Annotated in this window: 21 protein-coding genes; 8 read left to right on the plus strand and 13 right to left on the minus strand. The window is 72.1% G+C overall.

From position 1 onward, the window contains the following. Positions 1-180: 180 nt before the first annotated feature. From J421_RS30525 to J421_RS30540, 4 genes are all read left to right on the plus strand, one after another. On the plus strand, positions 181-1,341 hold the full coding sequence (locus J421_RS30525; RefSeq protein ID WP_025414925.1) for a dipeptidase: 1,161 nt from the start codon (positions 181-183) through the stop codon (positions 1,339-1,341). Next, positions 1,341-2,498 (plus strand): M15 family metallopeptidase, encoded by a 1,158-nt coding sequence (locus J421_RS30530; RefSeq protein ID WP_025414926.1) that lies wholly within the window; start codon positions 1,341-1,343, stop codon positions 2,496-2,498. The genes J421_RS30525 and J421_RS30530 overlap by 1 nt, the downstream gene beginning before the upstream one ends. Beyond that, positions 2,495-3,850 carry an APC family permease gene (locus tag J421_RS30535; protein WP_025414927.1) on the plus strand — a complete coding sequence of 452 codons (1,356 nt, stop codon included), beginning with the start codon at positions 2,495-2,497 and terminating at the stop codon, positions 3,848-3,850. The genes J421_RS30530 and J421_RS30535 overlap by 4 nt, the downstream gene beginning before the upstream one ends. Before the next feature lie 150 nt (positions 3,851-4,000). Further along, positions 4,001-5,614, plus strand: a complete 1,614-nt coding sequence (locus J421_RS30540) for an N-acyl-D-amino-acid deacylase family protein (protein WP_025414928.1) — start codon at positions 4,001-4,003, stop codon at positions 5,612-5,614. 177 nt (positions 5,615-5,791) lie between these two features. Here the strand turns inward: J421_RS30540 and J421_RS30545 are convergent, their stop codons facing one another. The 10 genes from J421_RS30545 to J421_RS33315 all read right to left on the minus strand — a co-directional run bounded on the left by J421_RS30545 (position 5,792) and on the right by J421_RS33315 (position 15,071). Then, a complete protein-coding gene (locus J421_RS30545) occupies positions 5,792-6,673 on the minus strand; it encodes a DUF4097 family beta strand repeat-containing protein (RefSeq protein WP_025414929.1) in 882 nt (293 codons plus the stop codon). Then, entirely contained in the window at positions 6,663-7,343 is a 681-nt protein-coding gene (locus J421_RS30550; protein WP_025414930.1) for a zf-HC2 domain-containing protein, read from the minus strand. Before J421_RS30550 ends, J421_RS30545 begins: the two co-directional genes overlap by 11 nt. Beyond that, complete coding sequence (locus J421_RS32445) at positions 7,340-7,885, minus strand: RNA polymerase sigma factor (protein WP_025414931.1); 546 nt, start codon at positions 7,883-7,885, stop codon at positions 7,340-7,342. Before J421_RS32445 ends, J421_RS30550 begins: the two co-directional genes overlap by 4 nt. Continuing rightward, positions 7,882-8,376, minus strand: a complete 495-nt coding sequence (locus tag J421_RS33310) for a hypothetical protein (RefSeq protein ID WP_025414932.1) — start codon at positions 8,374-8,376, stop codon at positions 7,882-7,884. Before J421_RS33310 ends, J421_RS32445 begins: the two co-directional genes overlap by 4 nt. 80 nt (positions 8,377-8,456) lie before the next feature. Then, on the minus strand, positions 8,457-9,449 hold the full coding sequence (locus J421_RS32450; protein ID WP_025414933.1) for a hypothetical protein: 993 nt from the start codon (positions 9,447-9,449) through the stop codon (positions 8,457-8,459). After that, a complete protein-coding gene (locus tag J421_RS30560) occupies positions 9,446-10,363 on the minus strand; it encodes an alpha/beta hydrolase-fold protein (protein WP_104023533.1) in 918 nt (305 codons plus the stop codon). The genes J421_RS32450 and J421_RS30560 overlap by 4 nt, the downstream gene beginning before the upstream one ends. Beyond that, positions 10,252-11,082, minus strand: coding sequence for a hypothetical protein (locus J421_RS30565; protein WP_104023534.1), 831 nt, complete (start codon positions 11,080-11,082; stop codon positions 10,252-10,254). The genes J421_RS30560 and J421_RS30565 overlap by 112 nt, the downstream gene beginning before the upstream one ends. Before the next feature lie 294 nt (positions 11,083-11,376). Further along, positions 11,377-11,676 carry an MFS transporter gene (locus tag J421_RS30570; protein WP_025414934.1) on the minus strand — a complete coding sequence of 100 codons (300 nt, stop codon included), beginning with the start codon at positions 11,674-11,676 and terminating at the stop codon, positions 11,377-11,379. Between the two features lie 84 nt (positions 11,677-11,760). Further along, positions 11,761-14,205, minus strand: a complete 2,445-nt coding sequence (locus J421_RS30575) for a peptidoglycan DD-metalloendopeptidase family protein (protein ID WP_025414935.1) — start codon at positions 14,203-14,205, stop codon at positions 11,761-11,763. A 374-nt stretch (positions 14,206-14,579) separates the two neighbouring features. Further along, a complete protein-coding gene (locus J421_RS33315; protein ID WP_025414936.1) occupies positions 14,580-15,071 on the minus strand; it encodes a nuclear transport factor 2 family protein in 492 nt (163 codons plus the stop codon). A gap of 132 nt (positions 15,072-15,203) precedes the next feature. On the opposite strand from J421_RS33315, the gene J421_RS30590 reads away from it, so the two are divergent. Continuing rightward, complete coding sequence (locus J421_RS30590) at positions 15,204-16,337, plus strand: sensor histidine kinase (protein ID WP_025414937.1); 1,134 nt, start codon at positions 15,204-15,206, stop codon at positions 16,335-16,337. Continuing rightward, complete coding sequence (locus J421_RS30595) at positions 16,319-17,140, plus strand: LytR/AlgR family response regulator transcription factor (RefSeq protein ID WP_025414938.1); 822 nt, start codon at positions 16,319-16,321, stop codon at positions 17,138-17,140. Before J421_RS30590 ends, J421_RS30595 begins: the two co-directional genes overlap by 19 nt. Positions 17,141-17,212: 72 nt before the next feature. On the opposite strand, the gene J421_RS30600 is transcribed toward J421_RS30595, so the two are convergent. Continuing rightward, the gene (locus J421_RS30600) at positions 17,213-18,262 is read right to left on the minus strand and encodes an asparaginase (protein WP_025414939.1); all 1,050 of its coding nucleotides are present in this window, start codon (positions 18,260-18,262) and stop codon (positions 17,213-17,215) included. Positions 18,263-18,360: 98 nt separating this feature from the next. On the opposite strand from J421_RS30600, the gene J421_RS30605 reads away from it, so the two are divergent. Continuing rightward, on the plus strand, positions 18,361-20,727 hold the full coding sequence (locus J421_RS30605) for a carbohydrate binding family 9 domain-containing protein (RefSeq protein WP_025414940.1): 2,367 nt from the start codon (positions 18,361-18,363) through the stop codon (positions 20,725-20,727). Between the two features lie 185 nt (positions 20,728-20,912). Here J421_RS30605 and J421_RS34235 read toward each other — a convergent pair whose 3' ends face one another. After that, positions 20,913-21,233, minus strand: a complete 321-nt coding sequence (locus J421_RS34235) for a gamma-glutamylcyclotransferase family protein (RefSeq protein WP_236646382.1) — start codon at positions 21,231-21,233, stop codon at positions 20,913-20,915. Between the two features lie 192 nt (positions 21,234-21,425). Between J421_RS34235 and J421_RS33325 the strand changes: the two genes are divergently transcribed. After that, positions 21,426-22,523 (plus strand): hypothetical protein, encoded by a 1,098-nt coding sequence (locus J421_RS33325; protein ID WP_158509002.1) that lies wholly within the window; start codon positions 21,426-21,428, stop codon positions 22,521-22,523. Between the two features lie 28 nt (positions 22,524-22,551). On the opposite strand, the gene J421_RS30615 is transcribed toward J421_RS33325, so the two are convergent. Next, entirely contained in the window at positions 22,552-22,998 is a 447-nt protein-coding gene (locus J421_RS30615; RefSeq protein ID WP_025414943.1) for an acyl-CoA thioesterase, read from the minus strand. Positions 22,999-23,034: the final 36 nt, after the last annotated feature.

Below are 23,034 nucleotides of genomic sequence, written 5' to 3' on the forward strand. Positions count from 1 at the left end.
CTCACGACTCCGCGTACGAGTTTCTGTACGACTGAAGAAGGACTGAAGAGGGACTGAAGAAGGACCAAACACAACGTCTTTGTTGTCCTTCTTCAGTCCTCCTTCAGTCCTCCTTCAGTCCTAACAAACCACGTACGTGGGAGCGGGCACGGCGCACCACGACTCTCACCCGGAGACACGATGGAGAACGTCGACCGGCGGACGGCAATCAAGGGAGCGCTCGGAGCCGCGGCCGCGGCGTTCGCCGCGCCGATGATCAATCGGGGCCGCTACCGGCTGTTCGCCGAGCCGGCACCGGAGTACTCGGCGCGCGCGGTCGCGCTCATGCAGCGGTCGCTGGTGATGGACATGCTGAGCGTGTTCACGCTCAACTTCCCGCTCGGCGACCAGTGGCAGGCGAGGCCGGAGACGTTCGGGCCCGACGTCATCGCGAAGTTCAAGAGCTCGGGGATCAACGTCTTCCATCCCGCGGTCGGCATCGGCGGCCCCGACGCGTTCGACCAGGGGATGCAGTTCTTCGCGGGCTGGAACAGCTTCCTCGCCGGGCGCGACGACGTCCTGATGCGCATCGACAGCCCGGGCGACTTCGCGCGCGTGAAGAGCTCCGGCAAGATCGCCGTCATCCTCGGACTGCAGAACGCCGAGCACTTCCGGCGGCCGAGCGACGTCGATCTGTTCTACGGCTACGGCCAGCGCATCGCGCAGCTCACGTACAACTCGCGCAACCGCATCGGCAACGGATCCACCGAGCGCCGCGACGAGGGGCTGAGCGACTTCGGCCTCGCCATCGTCGACCGGATGAACAAGGTCTGCATGGCCGTCGACGTCTCGCACTGCGGCGACCGCACGACGCTCGATGCGTTCGAGGTGTCGAAGAAGCCGGTGCTGATCACGCACTCCAACGTGCGCGCGCTCGCCAACGGCCATCCGCGCGACAAGAGCGACGAGGCGATCCGCGCCGTGGGGAAGGCGGGGAGCGTCATGGGGATCACCGGCGTGCGCATGTTCGTGAAGGACCGCGAGCCGACGACGATCGAGGACGCGCTCGACCACTTCGACTACGTCGCGAAGATGATCGGGCCCGAGCACCTCGGCGTCGGCAGCGACATCGACCTCGACGGGTACGACGACATGCCGCCGGAGCTGAACAAGCAGCTGCGCGCGAGCTACAAGGGGAGCTACGGCTTCCGCGAGCGGATCGACATCGAGGGGCTCGACCACCCGAAGCGGATGTTCGACCTCACCGAGGGGCTCATCCGGCGCAAGTACACCGACGCGCAGATCGAGGGGATCCTCGGCGGCAACTTCCGGCGCGTGCTCTCCGAGATCTGGAGCGTCTGATGGCTCATCGAATCGAACCACAGAGGACGCAGAGGACGCAGAGGACACCGACGACGACCGGTGTCGTTCTTCTCTGCGTCCTCCGCGTCCTCTGCGGTTCAAGTTCGTTAGGCGCCCAGCCGGTCGACACCGCCTTCCGCCAGCTCCTCACCAGCGGCAAGCCCGCGCCCGCGCCGCCGGCGTGGCGCGCGCTGATCGGCGAGTACGGCGCGACCGACAGCGACACGCTGTTCGTGCTCGAGCGCGACGGCCGGCTCACGACGCTGCGGCACGGCACCTACGCGGCGCTCACGGAGGTCGCCCCCGACACGTTCCTCCTCGCCGACGGGCGGCTGACGGTGGAGCGCGCGGGCGGCAAGGTGGCCGCGGTGTCGGTCGGCGGCGCGCGGCTGCCGAAGCGCGCGCTCGGCACCGAGGACGGCTCGCAGTTCACCATCACGCCGCTGCGGCCGGTGGCCGAGCTGCGCAGGGAGGCGCTCGCCGCCACGCCGCCGCACGAGCAGGGCCCGTTCCGGCCGAGCGATCTCGTCGCCGTGACGACGTTCGACACGACCGTGCACCTGGACGTGCGCTACGCGACGCGCAACAACTTCATGCGCACGCCGTTCTACTCCAGCGCGCGCGCGTTCCTGCAGCGCCCCGCGGCCGAGGCGTTGGGGCGGGCGAGCGCGATGCTGCGGCCGTTCGGCTACGGGCTGCTCGTGCACGACGCGTATCGACCGTGGTACGTGACGAAGATGTTCTGGGAGGGGACGCCCGTGCCGCAGCGCGTGTTCGTCGCCGATCCGGCGCAGGGCTCGCGGCACAACCGCGGCGAGGCGGTGGACCTCACGCTCTACGATCTGCGCACGGGGAAGCCGGCGGAGATGACCGGCGGCTACGACGAGATGACCGCGCGCAGCTACCCCGTCTATCCCGGCGGCACCTCGCTCCAGCGGTGGCAGCGCGACCTGCTGCGCGTCGCGATGGAATCGGTCGGGTTCACGGTGTACGACGCGGAGTGGTGGCACTTCGACTTCAAGGACTGGCGGAGCTACCCGATCGGCACGCAGACGTTCGAGCAGCTCGACACTCGGGACTCGGGACTCGGGACTCGTCGGGGGGCAGTTCCCGAGTCCCGAGTCCCGCGTCCCGAGTCCCGACCCCTCCAGCCATGACGACTTCACACCGTACACTGGAACGCACGTTAGGCACGTGGGACCTCGTGCTCATCGTCGTCGGCACGGTGATCGGGTCGGGCATCTTCATCGTCCCGGCCACGGTGCTGCGGCAGACGGGCGGGCTCCTCGGACCCGCGCTGCTGGTGTGGCTCGTGGCCGGCGTGCTGTCGCTGCTCGGCGCGCTCACGTACGGGGAGCTCGGCGCGTCGCGGCCCGACGCGGGAGGACTCTACGTCTACATCCGCGATGCGTTCGGGCCGCTGCCGGCGTTCCTCTACGGGTGGACGAAGTTCTTCGTCATCAGCGCCGGCTCGGCGGCGACGCTCGCGGTGGCGTTCACCTCGTACCTCCAGCAGTTCGTCGCGCTGTCGCCGCTCGCCGCGAAGGCGATCGCGATCGCGATGCTCGCCGTGATCGCGGCGGTGAACGTGCGCGGCACGCGGCAGGGCGCGCGCGTGCAGAACCTGAGCACGGGGCTCAAGGTGGCGGCGATCCTCGTCATGAGCGTGGCGCTGCTGTCGCGCGGGGTGGGGTTCGCGTCGGCGCCCGCGGCGTGGCCCGATGCATGGTCGGGCGGGCTGCTGTCGGGGATCGGGCTCGCGATGATCGGCGTGCTGTGGGCGTACGAGGGGTGGCAGTACGTCACGTTCTCGGCCGGCGAGGCGCGCGACGCGCAGCGCACGCTGCCGCGCGCGCTCCTCGTCGGCACCGCGGTGCTCATCGCGATCTACCTGCTCGCGAACGTCGGCTACGTCGCCGCGCTCGGCGTCGACGGCGCGCAGCGCACCGACCGCGTGGCCGCGACCGCGGTGGCGGCGCTCTACGGCGGCGCGGCGGGCAAGCTCATCGCGGCGGTGATCCTCGTGTCGATGTTCAGCGCGACGAACGGGCTCACGCTCACCGCGCCACGGCTGTTCTACGCGATGGCGCGCGACGGGGTGTTCTTCCGCAAGCTCGGCGAGGTGCACCCGCGCTTCGGCACGCCGGCCGTGTCCATCCTCGCGGGCACCGCGTGGGCGATGGTGCTCGCGGCATCGGGGACGTTCGAGCAACTGCTGACCTACGTCGTGTTCGCCGGGTGGATCTTCTACGGCCTCGGCGCCGCCGCGGTGTTCGCGCTGCGGAAGAAGGAGCCCGACGCGCCGCGGCCGTTCCGCGTGCCGGGCTACCCGGTGACGCCCGCGCTGTTCGTGCTCGCCGCCGCGGCGATCGTCGTGAACGCGATGATCTCGGCGCCGGGCCGCGCGGCGGTCGGGCTGCTCGGCGTGGCGACCGGCGTGCCGGCGTATTTCCTGTGGCGGCGACGGGCCGTCGTGATCGACACGACTCCACGTACGAGTCTTCCATAGGACTGAAGAAGGACTGAAGAAGGACTGAAGAAGGACTGAAAAAGGGCCAACAACACTTTATTGGTGTCTCCTTCTTCAGTCCTCCTTCAGTCCTTCTTCAGTCCAACGAGCACTCGTACGTGGAGCCGTGCATCACCTCTTGGAGACCAGATGACACGTGGAATCCTCGCCGTCGCCCTCGTCGCGACGTTAGGCGCACGCCTGCCCGCGCAGGAGTACGACGTCGTCATCCGCAACGGCCGCGTGCTCGACGGCGCGGGGAACCCGTGGATCCTCGCCGACGTCGCGATCAAGGACGGCCGGTTCGCGCGGATCGGCAAGATCGACGCGAAGGGGCGCACGGAGATCGACGCGCGCGGCAAGTACGTGTCGCCCGGCTGGATCGACATGATGGACCAGTCGGGGAGCGTGCTGCCGCGCAACGGGCTGGCCGAGAACAAGCTGCGACAGGGCGTCACCACCGCGATCGGCGGCGAGGGCGGCACCCCCGTGCCGGCATCGCAGATCGCCGACTACTTCAAGCGGCTCGAGACGCAGGGCATCAGCATCAACTTCGGCACGTACTTCAGCGAGACGCAGACGCGCGTCCCGGTGCTCGGCATGTCGGCGCGCGCGCCGAACGCGGCGGAGCTGGACCGCATGCGCGCCATCATGGACACCGCGATGCGGGCCGGCGCGATGGGGATGACGACGGCGCTCATCTATCCGCCGAGCTCCTACGCGACGACCGACGAGCTGGTGGAGGTCGCGAGGGCCGCCGCGAAGTACGGCGGCGTGTACGCGAGCCACATCCGCGGCGAGGGGAAGGAGGTCGTGCAGTCGGTGCGCGAGCTGATCGAGATCTCGGAGCGCGCCGGGCTGCCCGGCGAGGTGTTCCACCTCAAGGTCGCGCACAAGCCCGGCTGGGGTGTGCTGATGGACTCCGTGCGGCAGCTCGTCGACGCGGCGCGCGCGCGTGGCGTCGACGTCGCGGCCGACATGTACGTCTACACCGCCGGCGGCACGGGGCTCGAGGCGACGATCCCGAGCTGGGCGTTCGAGGGCGGCGACGACTCGCTGAAGGCGCGCCTCGCGAACCCGGCCACCCGCGCGCGCCTCAAGCGCGAGCTGGGCACCGGCTCGCCGGGGTGGTGGAACATCGTCGAGGCGGCCGGCGGCTGGGACGGCGTCGTGCTCGTGAACGCGCGCAACCCCGACAACGCGAAGTACGAGAACCAGACCATCGCGCAGATCGCACGCGAGACGGGGAAGGACCCCGCCGACGCGGCGTGGGATCTCGTCGCGCAGGGGCGCGGCCGCGTCATGGCAATCTATCACATGATGGGCGAGGCCGACATCGAGACGGCGCTCCGCTTCCCGTGGACGAGCATCGGGAGCGACGCCGGCGCCGTGCTGCAGTTAGGCACTCCCGACGCCACGGGCCTGCCGCACCCGCGCTCGTTCGGCAACGCGACGCGGGTGATCGCGCGCTACGTGAAGGAGCGTCACGTGCTCACGCTCGAGGACGCGGTGCGCAAGATGACCTCGTGGCCCGCCACGCGCATGCGCCTCGCCGACCGCGGCGTCATCCGCCAGGGCGCGTGGGCCGACGTGACGATCTTCGACCTGGACCAACTGCAGGACCGCGCGACGTACGAGAAGCCGATGGAGTTTCCCACGGGCATCGAGTGGGTGCTCGTGAACGGCGTCGTCGTGATCGACCACGGGCGACATACCGGCGCGAAGCCCGGGAAGGTGCTGCGGGGGCCGGGCGCGGTGAATTAGAGGCATTGAACCGCAGAGGACGCAGAGGACGCAGAGGACGGCAACGGCTTTTGACCACAGAGGACACAGAGGACACGGAGGAGACCAACAAGAAGGAGTTCTCCTCTGTGTCCTCCGTGTCCTCTGTGGTTCAACACAAAGAGGCAGTCCTCCGCGGCCCTCTGCGGTTCCGTGTCTTCACGGCCCCCGCAGCCGGATCGTCCCCTTGAACGTGCGCACCGACACGTGGCCGCCGCCGCCGCCGAGGTCCACGCGCAGGGTGCGGCCGCGCCCCGGCTGCGCCGCTGGCCGCACGCGCGTGTAGCCGTTCACGATGTCGCCGGTGACCGTCGACAGCTCGAACACGCCGGCCGCGCCGCGCGGCAGGAGGCAGTCGACGCTGCCGCTGTGGTTCGAGAACTCGAGGATCGCGCCCGACGGCGGCGTGCCGACGTAGTGGATGTCGCCGGTGACCGACGCGAAGCGGCCGCGCAGCGTCGCCTGGCTCGCGACGTCGAGCGTGCCGCCGATCGTCGACACGTCGGCGTCCTGCGGCGCGCCGCGCAGCAGCAGGTGGCCGTCGCCGGTGCGCGCGTGCACCCACGGCGCCGACACGTCGAGGCTCACGTTGCCGCTCATCGACTCCGCGTCGATCGACGTCGAGGTGCCCACGAGGTGGATGGTGCCGCTCACGCTGTAGAACCATCCCGACACGTCGGCGCCGCTGACGTCGGCGCTCGCCGTTTTCACCGCGATCTGCGAGCGACGCGGCAGGTAGATCACGAGATCGCTCGGCCGCGCATCGCCGCCGTCGGCGCGCTCGTCGATCCCCAGCTTCCCGCCGCGCGCCGTGACGTCGTGGTACATCCGCTCGCCCCGCCCCAGTCGGCCGCGCACCACGATGGAGTCGCGGTCCCACCCGACGATGCGCAGCGTGCCCACCGGATTGTAGATCTTGAAGCCGGCCGTCGGCTCCACGGCGCGCGCCCACAGCACCGGTCCCACCGGCTGCGCGCCGGCGCCGGCGGCGAGCAGCGCCGCCGCGGTGCCTAACAGTACGGCCGAGAGCTCACGAGGCATTCGCCACCCGCTTGAGGAGGTCGCGCTTCTGTCGGTACGACGCGGCGAGGAGCTGGCGCAGCGCGGCGTTGTTCGGGTCGTGGCGCAGCGCGTCCTGCAGCTCGGCGATCGCGGCGTCGATCACGCGCACGTCGTGGTCCATGCGCGCGGCGACGTCGGGGCGCAGCATCGCGCGCCGGAGCGCCATCTCGTCGAGCAGCGCCTGCACCTGCTGCTCGTACGCACGCGACGAGTCGGCCTCGGCGGACACGAACGCCGCATCGCCGCTCGATCCCGCGGGCGCGCTGCCGTCGATCGGCGCGGGCCGGTTCGCGCGCAGCACCATCACGAGCCCGGCGGCGGCCGCGAGCCCCGCGGCGCCGAGCCCCGACACCCATTGCCAGCGGATCGCGCGACGTGGTGGCGGAGCCGCGGGCACCAGCGCGACGACCTTGTCGCGCTCGATGCGCGCGCGGATGTCGGGCCACAGCTCGTCGAGCGGCGCGGCCAGCGGCTCGCTCGCGCGGGCGAGCGTGACGACGCGTCGCAGGCGCGCGACGTCGGCGTCGCACTCGCCGCACGCCGCGAGGTGCTCCGCCACGCGGCGCCGACGCGGCTCGGGCAGCGAGCCGTCCGCGGCGCCCTGCCGCTCGGCTTCGGTGAGATGCTGGCCGGTGTCGAACGCCGTCATGGGTCGAGTCGCTTCATCAGGTGACGTCGGGCGCGCCAGAGCTGCGCCCGTGCGGTGCCGGCGGCGATGCCGGTCATCTGCGCGATCTCCTCGTGCGAGTATCCCTCCAGGTCGTGCAGCACGAACACGGCGCGCGCCCCGGCGGCGAGTCCCACGAGCGCCGCGTCGAGGTCGAGCCGCGCGTCGATCGCGTCGGTGTCGGAGCGGGTCGCCGGCGTGGTGTCCGCGTCGTCGTCGGTGAAGCGCAGCACGTCGCGTCTCGCCGCGCGCAGCGTCTCGACGACGAGGTTGGCGGCGAGCCGGTGCAGCCACGTCCCGAACGCGCTGTCGCCGCGGAACGAGGCGAGCCGCTCCCACGCGCGCACGAACACGTCCTGCACCAGATCGCGCGCCGCGCGCTCGTCGCCGAGCATGCGGCGCACGAGAGAGAAGACCGCCGGTCCGTGCGCGCGGTAGAGCGACGCGAACGCCTCCACGTCGCCCTGCTGCGCGCGGCGGACGACGTCGTGCGCCGCCGCGAGACGCGCCGCGCCGTTGGTCACCGCCGCGCGGCCACGGTGGCGAGCGTCGAATCGATCTCGCGCGCCTCCACCGCGCGCGCGAGCGGCAGGCCGGATTGCATCCGCGTCGGCACGTACACGCCGGACACCGCGCCGGCGCGGTCGAGCGACACGATCGCCGTCGCGGTGCGGAGCAGCGTCACGCGCACCACCCACGCGCCGGCGGCCGGCCACTGCCGGCGCACGGCATACAGGTTGGGCTGCGACGTGGGCTCGATGCGGAGCGCGACGCTCTGGCGCTTGCCGTCGACGAGTCCCTCCGCGCTGGCCGTCAGGTCCTCGAGGCTCGTCGTGTTGCCGTGCAGCCACGTGCGGACGAGGAACGCCGCGTCGCGCGTGGCGGGGTCGTACGGGTTCGCCGGGGACTCGATCGAGATCCAGGGCGGCGACTTGACGTCGGCGGAGCGCGCGGCGCCGATCGAGGTGCCGGCGAGCGTGAGGAGCAGGGCTGGGGCGATCGTCCGGTAGAGCATCGGAGCCTCCGTGAGGTGGTCGTACCGGTTGGACGACCCGACTCGGCGGAGTGCTTACGGCGCGATCGCCCGCCGGAGCCTCAGGTGATCTTCCACGAGTCGATCGCGGCGCCGATGGCGTCGCCGTACGAGCGCGGCCGCTGCTGCGCGTACAGATCCCACGAGCCGCCGTGGCGGACGCCGATGCAGTAGTTGTAGAAGCCCGCCTTGAGGTAGTTGTTCGGATCGACGCCCTTCGGGTTCTGCGCCCCGAAGATGCCGGTGATGGCGGGGGCCAGTGTGAGCCTCGCGTTCGCGCGCAGATCGGTGCACATCGCCTCCGCGTTGGCCGCTCCCGGCTGGACGTGGGCGGCGATCAGGCTGGCGCCGTTCCGGTAGTACACCACGGCGCAGCCGGTGAGCTGCGTGGTGACCATGAGGTCCGCGCCGTGCACCATGTTGCCGACAACCGTGCGCGAGTCGTCGCCGACGGTCTTGGCCCTGGCGAGGCCGGCGTACTGCTGCACGTGCAGCTGGTAGACCGGCTCGGTGATGTTCACCCAGTTCGCGACGCTGTTGGGCGGCGAGAAGTTGTAGGTGTCGTTGAGCCGATCGAAGTAGAAGTTGTACGTGCACTGGGACGACGTCGGCATCCCGGCGACCTGCAGCTTGTTGCGCGAGAGGAACGTGAGCGGGTGCGCCTTCAGCTCGGCGAGCTTCGCCGTGCAGTCGTCGATGAGCCCCGTGACGTCGGCGAGGGTGTTGCCGAGCGCCGCGGGCAGCGCCGCCGCGTCGGTGATCTGGCCCGCCTCGAGCGCCGCCGTGTTGCGGTCGACGCCGAGCAGCACGCTGCGGATCAGGATGAGGGCGCGGCGGTAGTGCCGCTGATCCTTCGCCTCGTCGCGTCCCGTGACCGCCCAGTTGGCGCCCTGCGACATCGCGGGGCTGATGATGCTCGAGATCTGCCCCGCGTTGTCGCGGTCGCGCAGGATGTCGGCGACCGTCGCGCGCTTCGCCTGGTGCACGGGTGGCACCGCGGCGCCGCGGATGAACGCGATGGTGTCGGTGAGTCGAACCGCGTCGTCCTTGCTCATGGGAATCCCTCGAGAGCGGGGTGTCCGGCGGGCGCGTGCCGCTTCATGACCGCACCCACCTGCCTGACGAAGTCGGCCCACGTCCACGCGTGCCACGAATGCCCCTTCGTCGGGCGGCCGTACGTGAACGTCGCGTCGCTCCGCGGATTCGTCGTCGATTTCAGGAACTCTTCGAAGCGGTAGACGGCGAGGTTGAGGTAGAAGTCGTCCATGTCGCCGGCGAAGAAGTGCAGCTTGCCGGCGAGCTGCGGGCCTAACGTGGCCCAGTTGCGCTGCGCGTAGTCGCGGAGGTCGAACCCGTGGTCGCGCATGTACGCCGCGACGCTCCGGTCGATCGTGCCGGTGCGCTTGTCCCACAGCGGCTTCGGGTAGCCGTCGGCGTCGGTGGGGCCGTACACCGCTTCCCACGCCTCGATCTGATATCCCGACCGCCCGCGGCTGCCCAACACGTCCTCGAAGCGACTGAGCTGGCGGTTCGTCCACACCACCTGTCCCTCGGTCGTGCGACGGAACGGCCGCTCGGTGGTGGTGAACGGTCCCGTCTGGACGACGAACGCGTTCGTGTCGGCGTAGATGTCCACGAGCTGCCAGCGGCGGAAGTCGATCGGGTCGGGCTGGAGCACCCACGCGCCGCCGAAGAAGTCGGGGTGCTGGAGCTGCAGCGCGAGCGTCTGCCACCCACCGGTCGACGCGCCCTCGACGTGCCGCGCCCATGGTGCCGACACGAGCCGGAACTGCTTCTCGAGCGCAGGGATCACTTCCTCGACGATCGCGTCCCCGTACGGCCCGTTGTTGGCCGAGTTCACCGAGTACGAGTCGGGGAAGTACGGTGTCTGCTGCTCGAGGCTGATGGCGACGATGCGCGGAAAGTCGTCGCCGCGCCAGGCGCGGTAGAAGTCGAACCCCGTCTCCATGCCGGTGACCGGGTTGATCTGCCCGACGTTGCGCGCGCGCGCGCCGAGTCGGTGCTGAAGCCGAACGGCACGCTGTGGCCGAGCGTGTACACCGCGGGATAGCTGCGCTCCGGATGCTCGGCCCATCCGCTCGGCAGCAGCACCGTCGCGTTCACGTAGATCGGCCGGCCCCAGAACGTCGTGAGCTTCTCGCTCCGGATGCGCGCGTGCTTCACCCACTCGGTATCGGTGGGCCGTGCGACCGGCGGCACCACCTTGTCGAGCGCGACGCGTACCGCGCCGGCGCCGATGCGCACGCGCTGCACGTCGCCGTACAGGTTGCCGGGCGCGATCGTGAAGAACTCCTGCGTGCCGTCGTTCAGGTGCACCCACACCGTCTTCCCGTCGGCACGCGTCGCCTTCTCGTAGACGTTGACGACGGCCTGCACGTAGTAGTCGCCCGGCGGCAGCGAGTCGAGCGCGGTCGGATAGCTCGACGCGCGCCCGTCGACGACCACCGTCTGGCCCGGCCGCAGCCCCGCGACGTCGACGCCGAAGATCGCCGGCCCCGAGGGCGACACGAGCATGCGCGGCTCCGGCTCCGCCGCCTTCGCGACGATGACGACGAGCCGCCCGGTGACGGGCCCCGCGCTCGCCGCGGGCGTGTAGCTCACCTCGAAGCGCGTGGGCTGCGCGAGCGCCAGGCAGGGGGCGAGCAGGAGGGCGAGGAGCAGGCGCATGCGGCCAAGCTTACCACGCATCGGCGTTAGGCGCCATCTATCTCTCGCGGCGACGCGGAGGCCTCGGCAAACGCCTCGAGCTTCCCCGCCCCGGGGCGCGCTGCTGCTGACGCGTTCGTCGCCGGCACCCCTTATCGCGGCGCACACGTCGAGAAGTGGACGCGGATCGCGCGGATCACGCGGATGATTCCGGATAGGAGCCAGGTTCGTGTCTATCCGCGTGATCCGCGCGATCCGCGCGATCCGCGCCCAAACACACCAGGAGTCACGCGCGACGAGGAGCCGCGCCGCGCGTCACCGCCGATCCACCCGCACGAATCCCAGCACGATCGCCGCCAGCAGCGCGAGGAACGCGCCTAACGTGAACGCCGCCGGCGGCCCCACGCGGTCCCACACGAAGCCGAACAGCAGCGACGCGGGCAGCGCGGCGAGGCCGATCGCGAGGTTGTACCAGCCGAACGCCGTGCCGCGTCGCGCGCGCGGGACGAGATCGGCCACGAGCGCCTTCTCCGTCCCTTCCGTCAGGCCGAAGAACAGCCCGTAGACGCCGAACAGCGCCCACGCGCGGTTGAGCCCGGCCGGGGACGACTCCACGTTCTTCGTGCCTCAATTCGAGGAATTTCGAGAATTCACGGAATCGCTCGCCTCGCTGGAGGTGTCTCCGCTCTCCGCGCTTCGCTACGGTCGCCCCGGGATCGTCGGCCAGCGCCACAGCACGGCGACGCGCTGGCACACCTGCTCGGCGAGCGTCACGCCCAGCGTGGGGAGGTCGGAGCGCACGACGCACGCGGCACGGCGGGCGGCGCGCCACACGGCGACCGTGGTGCCGCGCGCGGCGACGTCGGCGACGGTGGTGTCGGCGGCGGGCGCGGTGCCTAACGGCGGCGGCGTCGCGCCGCGGCGCCAGACGACCGCGCCGCCGTCGGCGACGGTGACGCCGACCGCGCGCGCGCCGTAGCTCCGCGCGAGCCAGTCGACCTCCGCGCCGAGCCACGCGCGCTCGCGGTCCGCGCTCCACGCCGGCGTGACGCCGCGCACGGGGCCGAACGCCGGCTCCCACAGCAGCAGTCGGTGCGACGGGTCGAGGCGCACCGCGGTCACGCGGCCCGCGGTCGGGAGGTCGAACGTCTGCACCGAGTCGGTGAGTGCGACGCGCGTGGTGCGCGTGCCGCCCGTGCCGTCCACCGCGACGTCGAGCGGAAGCGCGTACGGCGTCGTGCGCTGGGTGATGCGCACCCGCACGCGTCCTGCGCCCGCGCCGCGCCACGCGACGTCGAGCACCGGCGCGCCGCCGCGGTCGAGCCAGTCGGCGAGGAGCCGCGGCAGTCCGTGATCGTTAGGCGCCGCCCGCAGCAGCGCCGCCCGCAGGTCGGCGAGCGACGCCGAGCCGCCGGCGCGGTCGTGCGCGAGCGCCCGCAGCACGCCGAAGTACACGGAGTCGCCGAGTCGGTCGCGGATCATCTCGTACACGAGCGGGCCCTTCGCGCGGGGCGTGAGCGGGTCGTAGTCGGCCATGAGCGGGCGGTCGGCGCCGATGCGCCACAGGTGGAAGTAGCCGCGCGCACTCCATGCCGGCTCGCCGTCGTGCAGCCACTGCCGCGCGGCCGCGCGTCCGTCGCGCGCCGCGACGACGAGCGCCGCGCCCTGGCTGGCGAGCCCCTCGTCCATCATGTCGTCGCCCGGCGGCCTGGAGTCGACGAGGTTCGGCCACCACATGTGCGCGAGCTCGTGCGCGAACAGCGCGACCGGCACGCTGTCGCCGTCGAGCGCATGCTCGTGGGCGAAGAACCAGCCCTGCTCGGAGCGCCCGACGATCCCCGGCGGCGCGATCGACGCCGGCATCGCGGCGATGGCGAACGTGGCGAACGGGTACGGCCCGTACGCGCGCGCGAGCACGGCGACCATCGGCGGGATCGCCGCGGCGAACGCCGCGATCCTCGCGCGCTGCCGCGGCATGACGTACGCCGCGACGTCGGTGGTGCCGACGCGCCGCCGCTCGACGACGTACGCCGCCGCGGTCATGCTCCACGCCACGGCTCGATCGCTGGCCCACCGCTCCACGCGCTCCGCGCCGACCGTCGTGCTGTCGACGAGCCGTCCGTTCGACAGCGCGTGCCACGCGACGGGGATCGACAGCCGCAGCGTGCCCGGCGCGGCGAGGTCGGGATCGGCGTCGGCCGCCGCCGCCGGCCACGGGTACCAGTTCGCGCCCCACGACGCGAACGCGCCCTCGGCCCCGACGGCGACGCCCCGACCGACGCGATCGTCGCGCGGCGCCACGCGGAAGCGCGCGACGAGCGGCGCGCCCGCCTGCGCCGGCACGGTCAGGCGGACGTGGGCCGAGTCGCGCGCGGGGCTGTACGTCACCGTCGCGCCGTCGACGTCGATGGTGTCGAACGCGATCGCGCCCGGCGCGACGACGAGCGTCGGTCCGGTCGACCCGGTCGCCGGCGCGCGGAGCGTGGCGCGGCCCGCGACCACGAGACGCCGGCCGCGGGCGGCGTCGGGCGCGACGCGCACGTCGAGGTGCAGCGTGTCGAGGGACCAGCCGGTGCCGGACGCGTCCATCGCCCGATACGTGTGCGCCGCCTCGAGCGTGCACGCCGGCGGCCACGCGTTGGTGAACGCGACGGGCACGGTGCGGCCGCAGGGGAGCGCGTTGTAGCTGGGCGGCAGGTTCGGGCCGCACGTCTGCACGTCGAAGTGGAGATGCGGCCCCGCGCTCTGCCCGCTGTTCCCGCTGCGCGCGATGCGCTGTCCCTGTCGCACCGTGTCGCCGACGCCGACGAGCGCGCCGCCGCGCGTCAGGTGGAGGTACCGCGCGACCGTGCCGTCGGCATGCCGCACGAACACGAAGTTCTCGTGCAGGTCCTCGCCGTTGTCATCGGGAAACGAGTCGCGCGTCGCGACGACGACCCCCGCGCGCGCCGCGACGATCGGGCTGCCGATCAGCATGCGGAAGTCGATCGCCCAGCGGCCGACGTGGCCGTTGCCGACGACATCGTGCTCGGTGGTGCGCCACACCTCGTGGGCGTCGCCGGCCGGGTACGGGAGGACGTATCGGGCCGCGGGGCAGCTGTCGGGCAGTGGGGCGCGGTGCTCGGCGTTAGGCGCGAGGGGCATGATGGAACGGGACGGCGGGACGATGTGCGGCGGGATGCCTAACGGCGGGATGCCTAACGGCGGGATGCCTAACGGCGGGATGCCTAACGGCGGGATGCCTAGCGGCGGGATGCCTAGCGGCGGGATGCCTAGCGGCGGGATGCCTAGCGGCGGGATGCCTAGCGGCGGGATGCCTAGCGGCGGGATCGGGATGCGGTGGCCGGGATCCGGCCCGCGTCGGATCGGTACCGCGCTGCGATCGCCGGCGCGGAACTATGGGCGAAGGGGGGGGAGCCCCCCTGGTAACTACGATCCCGCGCGCGCGATCCCGCCGTGGACCGTCCCGCCGTGGACCGTCCCGCCGTGAATCGTCCCGCCGTGAATCGTCCCGCCGTTCACGGCCTCACCGGCTCATTCTCCCACAGCACGTTCACGATCACCCACCGCCCGTTGAACTTCGCCAGATGCATGTAGTCCACCCACGTCGCCGCCGTCACCCGCACGCTCGCCGCGCCCGCGTACGCATCGAGGATCCGCACGTCGTGCGTCCGCTGCGCGTCGGGGATGCGCGAGCCGCCACCGGCACGCGTCCCGTTCACGAGCGACATCGCGCTCATCTGGATCAGCCGGCTCCGCCCCTGCACGTCCGTCGCCACGTTCCGCTTCGCGAGCTCGGGGTGCAGCGCGCGCGCCATGCGCTCCGCATCGGCCGCGTACCAGCCGTCGATGTAGTCGAGCGCCGTGGCGCGGATCGCGGCCGAGTCGGCGGCGGTGATCGTGATCGGGTACGGCATGAGCGGCGGCGCCGACTGGGCATGGCAGCGGCTCGGGACGATGAGGTGCGGCAGCAGCGCGGCGGCGAGGATCGAGTGCAGGACGGTGCGCATGGCGGTTCGGGCGAGTGGGTTCACCGGAGCGTGGCCCGGCCGCGCCGCCGTCACCACGCGCGCGGGACGAGCCGGCCGCGCCGCGGGACGGACTGGCTTGAGCGCATCGCTGCGCGACCGTAGCGTTGGGCCGTGACGTCCGCCGCTCCTCCCCTCGCGCTCGACGACGCGAGCGCCCGCCCGATGTCGCGCGCGGCGCGTGTCGCGTTCTACGTCGCGCTGTGGACGCTGCTCGCGCTGCTCTCGGCGCTGCAGAGCGCGGCGCGGTGGACGCAGGCCGGCCGCGCCGTGCCGTGGGCGCCGCTGCTCGCCGACCGCTTCGCCGACTGGTACTCGTGCGCGCTGTTCACGCCGGTCTACTTCTGGCTCGCCGTCCGCGCGCCGATCACGCGGCGCATGTGGCAGCGTACGGTGCCCGTGCACCTCGCGGCGACGGCCGTGATCGTCGTGCTGAAGTACGCGATGTACGTCGCGGCGGGGATCGCGATCGGCAGCATCGACGGGACGCGCGGCTACCTGGCCACGCTCGGCCAGCTCCTCGCGCGCTCGTTCGTGTACGAGAGCATGACGATGTGGGCGGTGGACGGCGCCGTGCACGCAATCGTGTTCTACCGGCGCGCGCAGGAGCGCGAGGCGCACGCGGCGCGCCTTCGCGCGGAGCTCACCGAAGCGCGCATGGACGCGCTCAGCGCGCAGCTCCGGCCGCACTTCCTGTTCAACGCGCTCAACGTCGTCTCGTCGCTCATGCATCGCGACGTCGACGCGGCCGACGCGGTGCTCGCACGCCTCGGCGACCTGCTGCGCCGCACGCTGCGCGCCGGCGACCGGCACGAGGTGCCGTTGGGCGAGGAGCTCGCCGTGCTCGACGACTATCTCGCCATCGTCGGCGCGCGCTTCCGCGACCGGCTCACGACCGAGGTGCGCGCGGAGCCGGGCACCGAGCGCGCGCTCGTGCCCCACTTCGTGCTGCAGCCGCTCGTCGAGAACGCGTTGGAGCACGGCATCGCGCGGCGCGCGGGCGCCGGTCGCGTGGAGGTGTGCGCGGCGCGCCTCGACGGCGATCGCCTGCGCCTCACGGTCGCCGACGACGGTGCCGGACGTGCCGTCGACGGCGCCGACGGAGCGGAGGGAAACGGCATCGGGCTGACGAACACGCGCCGCCGTCTCGCCGCGCTGTACGGCGACGCGCAGCGGCTCACGCTCGCCGATCGCGCGGGCGGTGGGCTCGTGGTGACGGTGGAGCTGCCGTGGCGCCAGGCGACGTGACCGCGCCGGTGCGCGTCGCCATCGTCGACGACGAGCCGGACGCGCGCGAGCGGCTGCGCGCGCTGCTCGAGCGTCGCCCCGAGGTGCGCGTCGTCGCGGAGTGCGTCGACGGCGCCGACGCCGTGCGCGCGCTGGCCGAGCGGGCGGGCGGCGACGACGCGCCGGAGCTGCTCTTCCTCGACGTGCAGATGCCGGAGCTCGACGGGTTCGCCGCGCTCGAGGGGCTCGCCGACGCGTTAGGCACCTCGGCCCTCCCGGCCGTGGTGTTCGTGACCGCGTTCGACGCGTACGCGCTGCAGGCGTTCGACGTGAGCGCCGCCGACTACCTGTTGAAGCCGTACGACCGCGAGCGCTTCGCGCGCGCCCTCGACCGCGGCGTCGCCCGCGCCCGCGCCGCGCGCGCCGCGCGCGCCGCCCAGACCGAGCGGGGCGACGGCGACATGCGCGCGCTGCTCGCCCTCGTGCGCCGCGAGCGCGCGGCCGAGCGGTTCGTCGTGCGCCGCGGCGGCCGGATCTACTTCGTGCGCGCCGCGGACGTGGACTGGCTCGACGCCGAGGGCAACTACGTCCGCCTCCACGCCGGCGGCGCGGCGCACCTCGTGCGCGACACGCTCGGCGCCGTCGAATCGCGCCTCGACCCCGAGCGCTTCGTCCGCGTCCACCGCTCCGCCATCGTCAACATCGATCGCGTCGCCTCGCTCGAGCCGTACTTCCACGGCGAGTACGTCGTCACCATGCGCGACGGCACGAAGCTCACGTCCAGCCGGACGTATTCGGCGAGGCTCCGCGCGCTATTGAAGTGAGCGTGGAGCGTGGAGCGGGGAGCGTGGAGCGATATCGCAGTCGCTCCACGCTCCACGCTCCACGCTCCACGCTCATTGATGTTCCGCGAACATCCTCGCCACCTCCCGCGCGTCAGTCGTCTTCGTCAGCGCGAGCATGAGCAGCACCCGCGCATGCTGCACGTTGAGGTCTCCGGTACCCACCATCGCCGGGCCGCTGCCGCGTCGGCTCACGCCCTCGCCGACCGGCACGCTCCCCGATCCGACGCGGCTGCCGTCGACGACCACCACGCCGTTCGCCATCGCGCGGTCGATCGCCTGCCGCATGGCGCTCGGGGTGCCGCCGCGGCCCGCGCCGGCGACCACGAGACCCTTCGCGCCCGCGGCGACGAACGCGTCGACCGCCGCGCCGTCGGCGCCGACGTACGCGTAGACGACGTCCACCCGCGGCAGCTCCGACACGCCCGCGAGGTCGAACGTCGGCGCGCGGTGCGGCTCGCGGTGGAACACCACGCGCTCCGGATCGGCGACGCCAAGGTCCCCGCGGTACGGGGCGGCGAATGCGTCGGGCCGCACGGTGTTCAGCTTCGTCGCGTCGCGCGCCGCCATGATCTCGTCGTTCAGCACCACCATCGTGCCGCGGCCGCGCGACGCCGGGCTCGCGGCGATGCGCACCGCGGCGAGCAGGTTCGCCGGCCCGTCGATGCCGACGCCGTCGCTCGGCCGCATCGCGCCCGTGACCACGACCGGACGCGGATCGGCCACGGTGAGGTCGAGGAAGTACGCCGTCTCCTCGAGCGTGTCGGTGCCGTGCGTGACGACGACGCCCGCCAGGTCGGGATGCGCGCGCAGCGTGTCGGCGATGCCGCGGGACAGCGCGAGCCACATCGCCGGCGTGATGCTCGTCGAGGCGACGTTCGCGAACTGCTGCGCGGTGATGGTGGCGACGGTGTCGAGCGCGGGCACGGCCTCGAGCAGCGCCTCGACGCCGATCTTCCCCGACTGCCCCGAGTAGTAGTTCGTCGACGCGATGGTGCCGCCGGTCGCGACGAGGTGGACGTGCGGGCGCGGCCGCTGCGCCGGGAGCGGTGACGCGGCGCCGAGCAGCGTGAGCGCGAGCGTCGAGTGGAAGCGGAGTCGCATGTGCGCATGCTATGCGGGTGCACGCGCGAACGTCAGAGTCCGGACAGAGGTCCGTTCGGCGCGCGGCGGTGCGCGGGTCGCCGTCGTAGCGTGGGCGCATGAGCCTCTCCGTCGCCTCGCTTCTCCGGATGCTGCTGCTCGCCGCGCCCGCGCTCGACCCTGCGCTCGGCGGCCCGGTGTTCGACGGCCGCAGCGGCGCCACGGCGGTGAGCGCGCCGCGCCTCGCCACGTCGATCATCGTCGACGGGCGGCTCGACGAGCCGGCGTGGGCGCGCGCCGCGGTGCTCGGCGGCTTCTCGCAGTACGCGCCGGTCGACGGCGTGCCGGCCGTCGACTCCACCACGGTGCGCGTGTGGTACTCGCCGACCGCGATCCACTTCGGCGTCGTCGCCTACGAGGCGCACGGCGCGCCCCACGCCACGCTCGCCCAGCGCGATCACATCGCGCAGGACGACTACGTCGAGATCTACCTCGGCACGTTCCACGACGGACGCCACGCGCTCGTGTTCGGCGTCAATCCGTTAGGCGCGCAGGCCGACGGCATCCTCACCGAGACGGGAAACATCGCCACGAGCGGCGTCACCTCGGCGGCGGCGACGCGTGAGACGCCCGACCTCTCCCCCGACTTCGTGTTCGAGTCGAAGGGGCACGTCACGCCGTGGGGCTACGAGGTGGAGGTGCGCATCCCGTTCAAGAGCCTCAAGTACCAGCCCGCCGACCCGCAGCGGTGGACGCTCGAGATCGTGCGCCACGTGCAGCACAGCGGAGCCGAGGACACGTGGACGCCGACGCGGCGCGGCGCGGCGTCGTTCCTCGCGCAGGCGGGGACGCTCGAGGGGCTCACGGGACTGCACCGCGGCCTCGTGCTCGACGCGACGCCGGAATGGACGGTGCGCACCACCGGCGCGCCCGACCCGGCCGGCGACTGGCGCTACGGGCGCGCCGCGAGCTCGCTCGGCGGCAGCGCGCGCTGGGGCGCGACGAACGACCTCACGCTCGACGCGACCGTGCGTCCCGACTTCTCGCAGGTGGAGTCCGACGAGGGACAGCTCGTCACCGACCCACGCTTCGCGCTGTTCTTCCCCGAGAAGCGTCCGTTCTTCCTCGACGGCATCGAGCAGATGGAGGTGCCCAACGGGTTGATCTACACGCGTCGTCTCGTGCAGCCGCAGGGCGCGCTCAAGCTCATCGGCCGCGTCGCCGGCGCCGACGTCGCCGCCCTCTCCGCCGTCGACGACCGCGCGGCGTCGCTCGACGGCGCGCACCCGATCGCGAACGTGCTGCGCGTGCGCCGCTCGCTCCCGAACGGCGTGCAGCTCGGCGCCGCCTACACCGATCGCGTGGACGGCGCGCGGAGCAACCGCGTGGCCGACGTCGACGCGCGGGCGCGCTTCGGCGGCGTGTACGCGGCGCAGCTCCAGCTCGCGGCCAGCCGCACCGGCGGCGACGGCGCGGTGCGTACCGGGCCGCTCTGGGATGCGCGGCTGTCGCGCAACGGCCAGCGCTTCGGCTTCCGCTACGAGCTCACGGCGATCGACCCCGACTTCGACGCGCAGCTCGGCTTCATCCAGCGGCCGGCGATCGCGCACCTGCTCGTCGAGCACCGCGTCACGCGGGTGAACGCCACGACCGACGTCGTGCAGCGCATCACCGGCGACGTCACGCTCGACGGCACGTGGAAGTACGACCGCTTCGTGTCCGGCCGCGACGCGCTGGAGAAGAAGCTGCACCTCAACGTGAACGGCGTGCTGCGCGGCGGCTGGCAGGCCAGCGCGACGGCGTTCATCGAGCGGTTCGGCTTCGATCCGGACCTGTACGCGGGCTACCACGTCATCGTGCCTAACGGATCGGCGCGCGACACGGTCCCGTTCGGGCCGCGCCCCGCCATCCCGAACCTCGACTGGGCGCTCTCCCTCGCCACCCCGCAGTTCCACCACGTCTCGGCGAGCGCGTTCTACGTCTGGGGGCACGACGAGAACTTCTTCGAGTGGGCGAGCGGCGCCATTGGCTTCGCGCTCGCGAACGTGACGTGGCGCCCGACGGACCAGCTCCGCGTGTCGGGGCAGTATCAGGGACAGTGGTACTACCGCCGTCCGGCGGGCGACCTCGTGGCGCGCGACCACATCCCGCGCGTGCGCGTCGAGTACCAGCTCACCCGCGCGGTGTTCGTGCGCGTCGTGAGCGAGTACCGCGCGCAGCAGCAGACCGCGCTCCGCGACGACACCCGCGGCGGCGCCCCGATCGTGCTGCGCGATCCCGTCACGGGACGCTTCGCCGCGCCGGCGCCGTTCCGTCGCAGCTCGCTGCGCGCCGAGGGGCTGTTCTCGTACCAGCCCGTCCCCGGCACGGTCGTGTTCCTCGGCTACGGCGGCACGTCGGCGCGGTCGGATGCGCTCGCGCTCGACGGGTTGCGGCGGGAGAGCGACGCGCTGTTCCTGAAGGCGAGCTGGCTGTTCCGGAGATGAATCGTCGCGCCGCATCGGGCCCCTCGGCCGAGACGCCTCCGTGAGATCCGGAACGCGGATCGCGCGGATCACGCGGATAGGCTCACGGCGTAGTGCTACAGTCTATCCGGGAATCCGCGCGATCCGCGCGATCCGCGTCCAACTCTCGAGGAGCCGTCCCCGCCGAGGATCTTCGCGCGGCGCGCCTAACGGCGACTTCGGGCCCGCGCCAGCCGCCGCAGCTCCGTGCCGTAATCGCCGTTAGGCGACAGCGCCCCCGTCGGCCGGTCGTTGAAGTACGTCTCGCAGGCGAGCGTCGCGGGCGCGTCGGCGAACGCGGGGCCGGCGGCCTTTCGCGCCGCGCGCGCCGCCTCCTCGAGCACCACGGTGATCGGGCGCCGCTCGTACCACCGCGGATGCCCCTCGAGCCGATCGATCTCGGCGAGCGTCTCGGCGTCGACCGCGTACACCTCGCCGCGCACGCGGTGCACGGCCGGCGTCGACGCGAGGAACGGGATCCCGTCCACGAACAGCGCGTAGCGCTCCGCGGTCGTCGCGGGGCCGAGGCATCGCGCGCGCGCGCGAGCAGGGCGTGGTTCGGTCCACCCTGTCGCAGCGTGCCGTACACGAACAGCAGTGTCTCGCTCATGCGCGTGATGTTCTCGGCGGTGAGTGGCATGTGAACGTGAGGTCCCTCGTCCACTCACGCGGAGATGCGCATGTTCACCCCTCGTCCCGCCCACCGTCGGTCGCTCGCGCTGCTCGTCGTTGCGGCGCTCGCCGCCTGCGCCGACCCGTCGCCGCCGCCCACGGCACCCCACGCCCGGCCGCAGCTCGCGACCGCCGTGCCGCCGACGTACACGCCGTACACGATCAGCTTCCAGCAGTTGAACATCTCGTTCGACGACGATCCGATGGAGCCGTACACCGAGTGGGGCATCGCCACCGTGCAGTTCGACGGCTCGTCCACCGAATTGTACGCGAACCTCGTCGTCAACGGCACGTGGCAGGTGCAGAACATCCCGCTGTCGAGCCCCGAGGGCCCGGGCGTGCCGGTCACGCGCTCGTTCGAGTTCGACCTCGGCACCGCCCCTGGCACGCCCGTCGATGCACTGCAGTACGACTTCGTGCTCGTCGACCGGCCGATCGAGCGCATGCCGCTCGGCGCGACCCCGGCCACCGTCGGTCACACCGACATGGTGCTCGCCGGCGGCGTCCAGGGCGGGAGCATCGGCGGGAAGGCGAAGCCGAAGCCGCCGGTGAAGGGCGACACGCCGGTCGATCAGGCGTCGCACGCGAACTTCCCGAATCAGGACGCCGGCAAGAACGAGTGCGGTCCCACCGCGGCGTCCAACAGCCTGCAGTGGCTGAAGGCGAAGAACAAGCTCGCCGTCGACGACGCCCTCATCAGCATCGACGCGATGAAGAAGGCGCAGGGCTTCAACGTCGCGACCGGCGTGCCGGGCAACTGGTACCTGCTGAAGGACAAGTACCTGCGCGAGAAGAAGGTCCCGATCAAGACGCGCGCCGAGGGGGGACTGGGCGGCGCGCTCGCGGCGATGAAGAAGGGGTGCGACGTCGAGATCGGCATCTCCGGCAACCCGATCGGCCACCTCGTGGCGCTCACCGAGATCAAGAAGCTGAAGAACGGGTCCTTCGTGCTGCAGATCACCCACGACAGCGACCAGAGCAAGGTCGGCGGCACGGTGACCGAGACGGTGACGTGGGATCCCGGCACGGGCACGCTGAACGGCACGCCGTGGATCAACGGCCGCACCGTCACGCAGGTCGTCTCCGAGTGCGTGACGACGACGTGACGCGTCGGGCGATCGTTAGGCGTGGCCGTCAGGCGATCTTCGCGGTCAGCACGGGCGGGTCGAGGCGCAGCGTCTCGATCCGCTCGCGCACGATCGCCGGCAGCTCCACCGAGACGCGCCGCAGCAGGTCGAAGTACACGCCGACGATCTCCGTCGTCGCGACCTCCTCGTCGTTGGCGCTGTCGTACATGCGGTGCACGAACCGCAGGCTGCGCCGCCCGACCTCGAGCAGCTCCGTGGTGACGTGCACCAGCGAGCCGCCGAACACCTCGCGCCGGTACTGCGTGTGCTGGTCCGCGGCGACCGCGGCGCGCCCCTCGTCGCGCAGCGACGCCGGCGTGAGGCCGAGGCGGCCGAGGAACTGCCACGACGCCTCGTCGAACCGCGCCGTGTAGAACTGCACGTTCATGTGCCCCACATGATCCACGTTCCAGGGGTAGACGACGCCGCGGTAGGTCTCGATCGCTGTATACATGACACGATCCTCTATGGGCTGAAGTGGTTCCGCACG

The sequence above is a fragment of the Gemmatirosa kalamazoonensis genome, assembly GCF_000522985.1.
GTDB lineage: Bacteria > Gemmatimonadota > Gemmatimonadetes > Gemmatimonadales > Gemmatimonadaceae > Gemmatirosa > Gemmatirosa kalamazoonensis.

Excerpts from the sequence above, each read along its gene's own strand:
- J421_RS30565 (WP_104023534.1), bottom strand. The coding sequence starts at position 11,082 with ATGCGCCTGCTCCTCGCCCTCCTGCTCGCCCCCTGCCTGGCGCTCGCG.
- J421_RS30605 (WP_025414940.1), top strand. The coding sequence starts at position 18,361 with ATGAGCCTCTCCGTCGCCTCGCTTCTCCGGATGCTGCTGCTCGCCGCG.
- J421_RS30575 (WP_025414935.1), bottom strand. The coding sequence starts at position 14,205 with ATGCCCCTCGCGCCTAACGCCGAGCACCGCGCCCCACTGCCCGACAGC.
- J421_RS33315 (WP_025414936.1), bottom strand. The coding sequence starts at position 15,071 with ATGCGCACCGTCCTGCACTCGATCCTCGCCGCCGCGCTGCTGCCGCAC.
- J421_RS30550 (WP_025414930.1), bottom strand. The coding sequence starts at position 7,343 with ATGACGGCGTTCGACACCGGCCAGCATCTCACCGAAGCCGAGCGGCAG.
- J421_RS30615 (WP_025414943.1), bottom strand. The coding sequence starts at position 22,998 with ATGTATACAGCGATCGAGACCTACCGCGGCGTCGTCTACCCCTGGAAC.
- J421_RS33310 (WP_025414932.1), bottom strand. The coding sequence starts at position 8,376 with ATGCTCTACCGGACGATCGCCCCAGCCCTGCTCCTCACGCTCGCCGGC.
- J421_RS32450 (WP_025414933.1), bottom strand. The coding sequence starts at position 9,449 with ATGAGCAAGGACGACGCGGTTCGACTCACCGACACCATCGCGTTCATC.
- J421_RS30560 (WP_104023533.1), bottom strand. The coding sequence starts at position 10,363 with ATGGAGACGGGGTTCGACTTCTACCGCGCCTGGCGCGGCGACGACTTT.
- J421_RS30600 (WP_025414939.1), bottom strand. The coding sequence starts at position 18,262 with ATGCGACTCCGCTTCCACTCGACGCTCGCGCTCACGCTGCTCGGCGCC.
- J421_RS30525 (WP_025414925.1), top strand. The coding sequence starts at position 181 with ATGGAGAACGTCGACCGGCGGACGGCAATCAAGGGAGCGCTCGGAGCC.
- J421_RS30530 (WP_025414926.1), top strand. The coding sequence starts at position 1,341 with ATGGCTCATCGAATCGAACCACAGAGGACGCAGAGGACGCAGAGGACA.
- J421_RS30545 (WP_025414929.1), bottom strand. The coding sequence starts at position 6,673 with ATGCCTCGTGAGCTCTCGGCCGTACTGTTAGGCACCGCGGCGGCGCTG.
- J421_RS30540 (WP_025414928.1), top strand. The coding sequence starts at position 4,001 with ATGACACGTGGAATCCTCGCCGTCGCCCTCGTCGCGACGTTAGGCGCA.
- J421_RS33325 (WP_158509002.1), top strand. The coding sequence starts at position 21,426 with ATGTTCACCCCTCGTCCCGCCCACCGTCGGTCGCTCGCGCTGCTCGTC.
- J421_RS30535 (WP_025414927.1), top strand. The coding sequence starts at position 2,495 with ATGACGACTTCACACCGTACACTGGAACGCACGTTAGGCACGTGGGAC.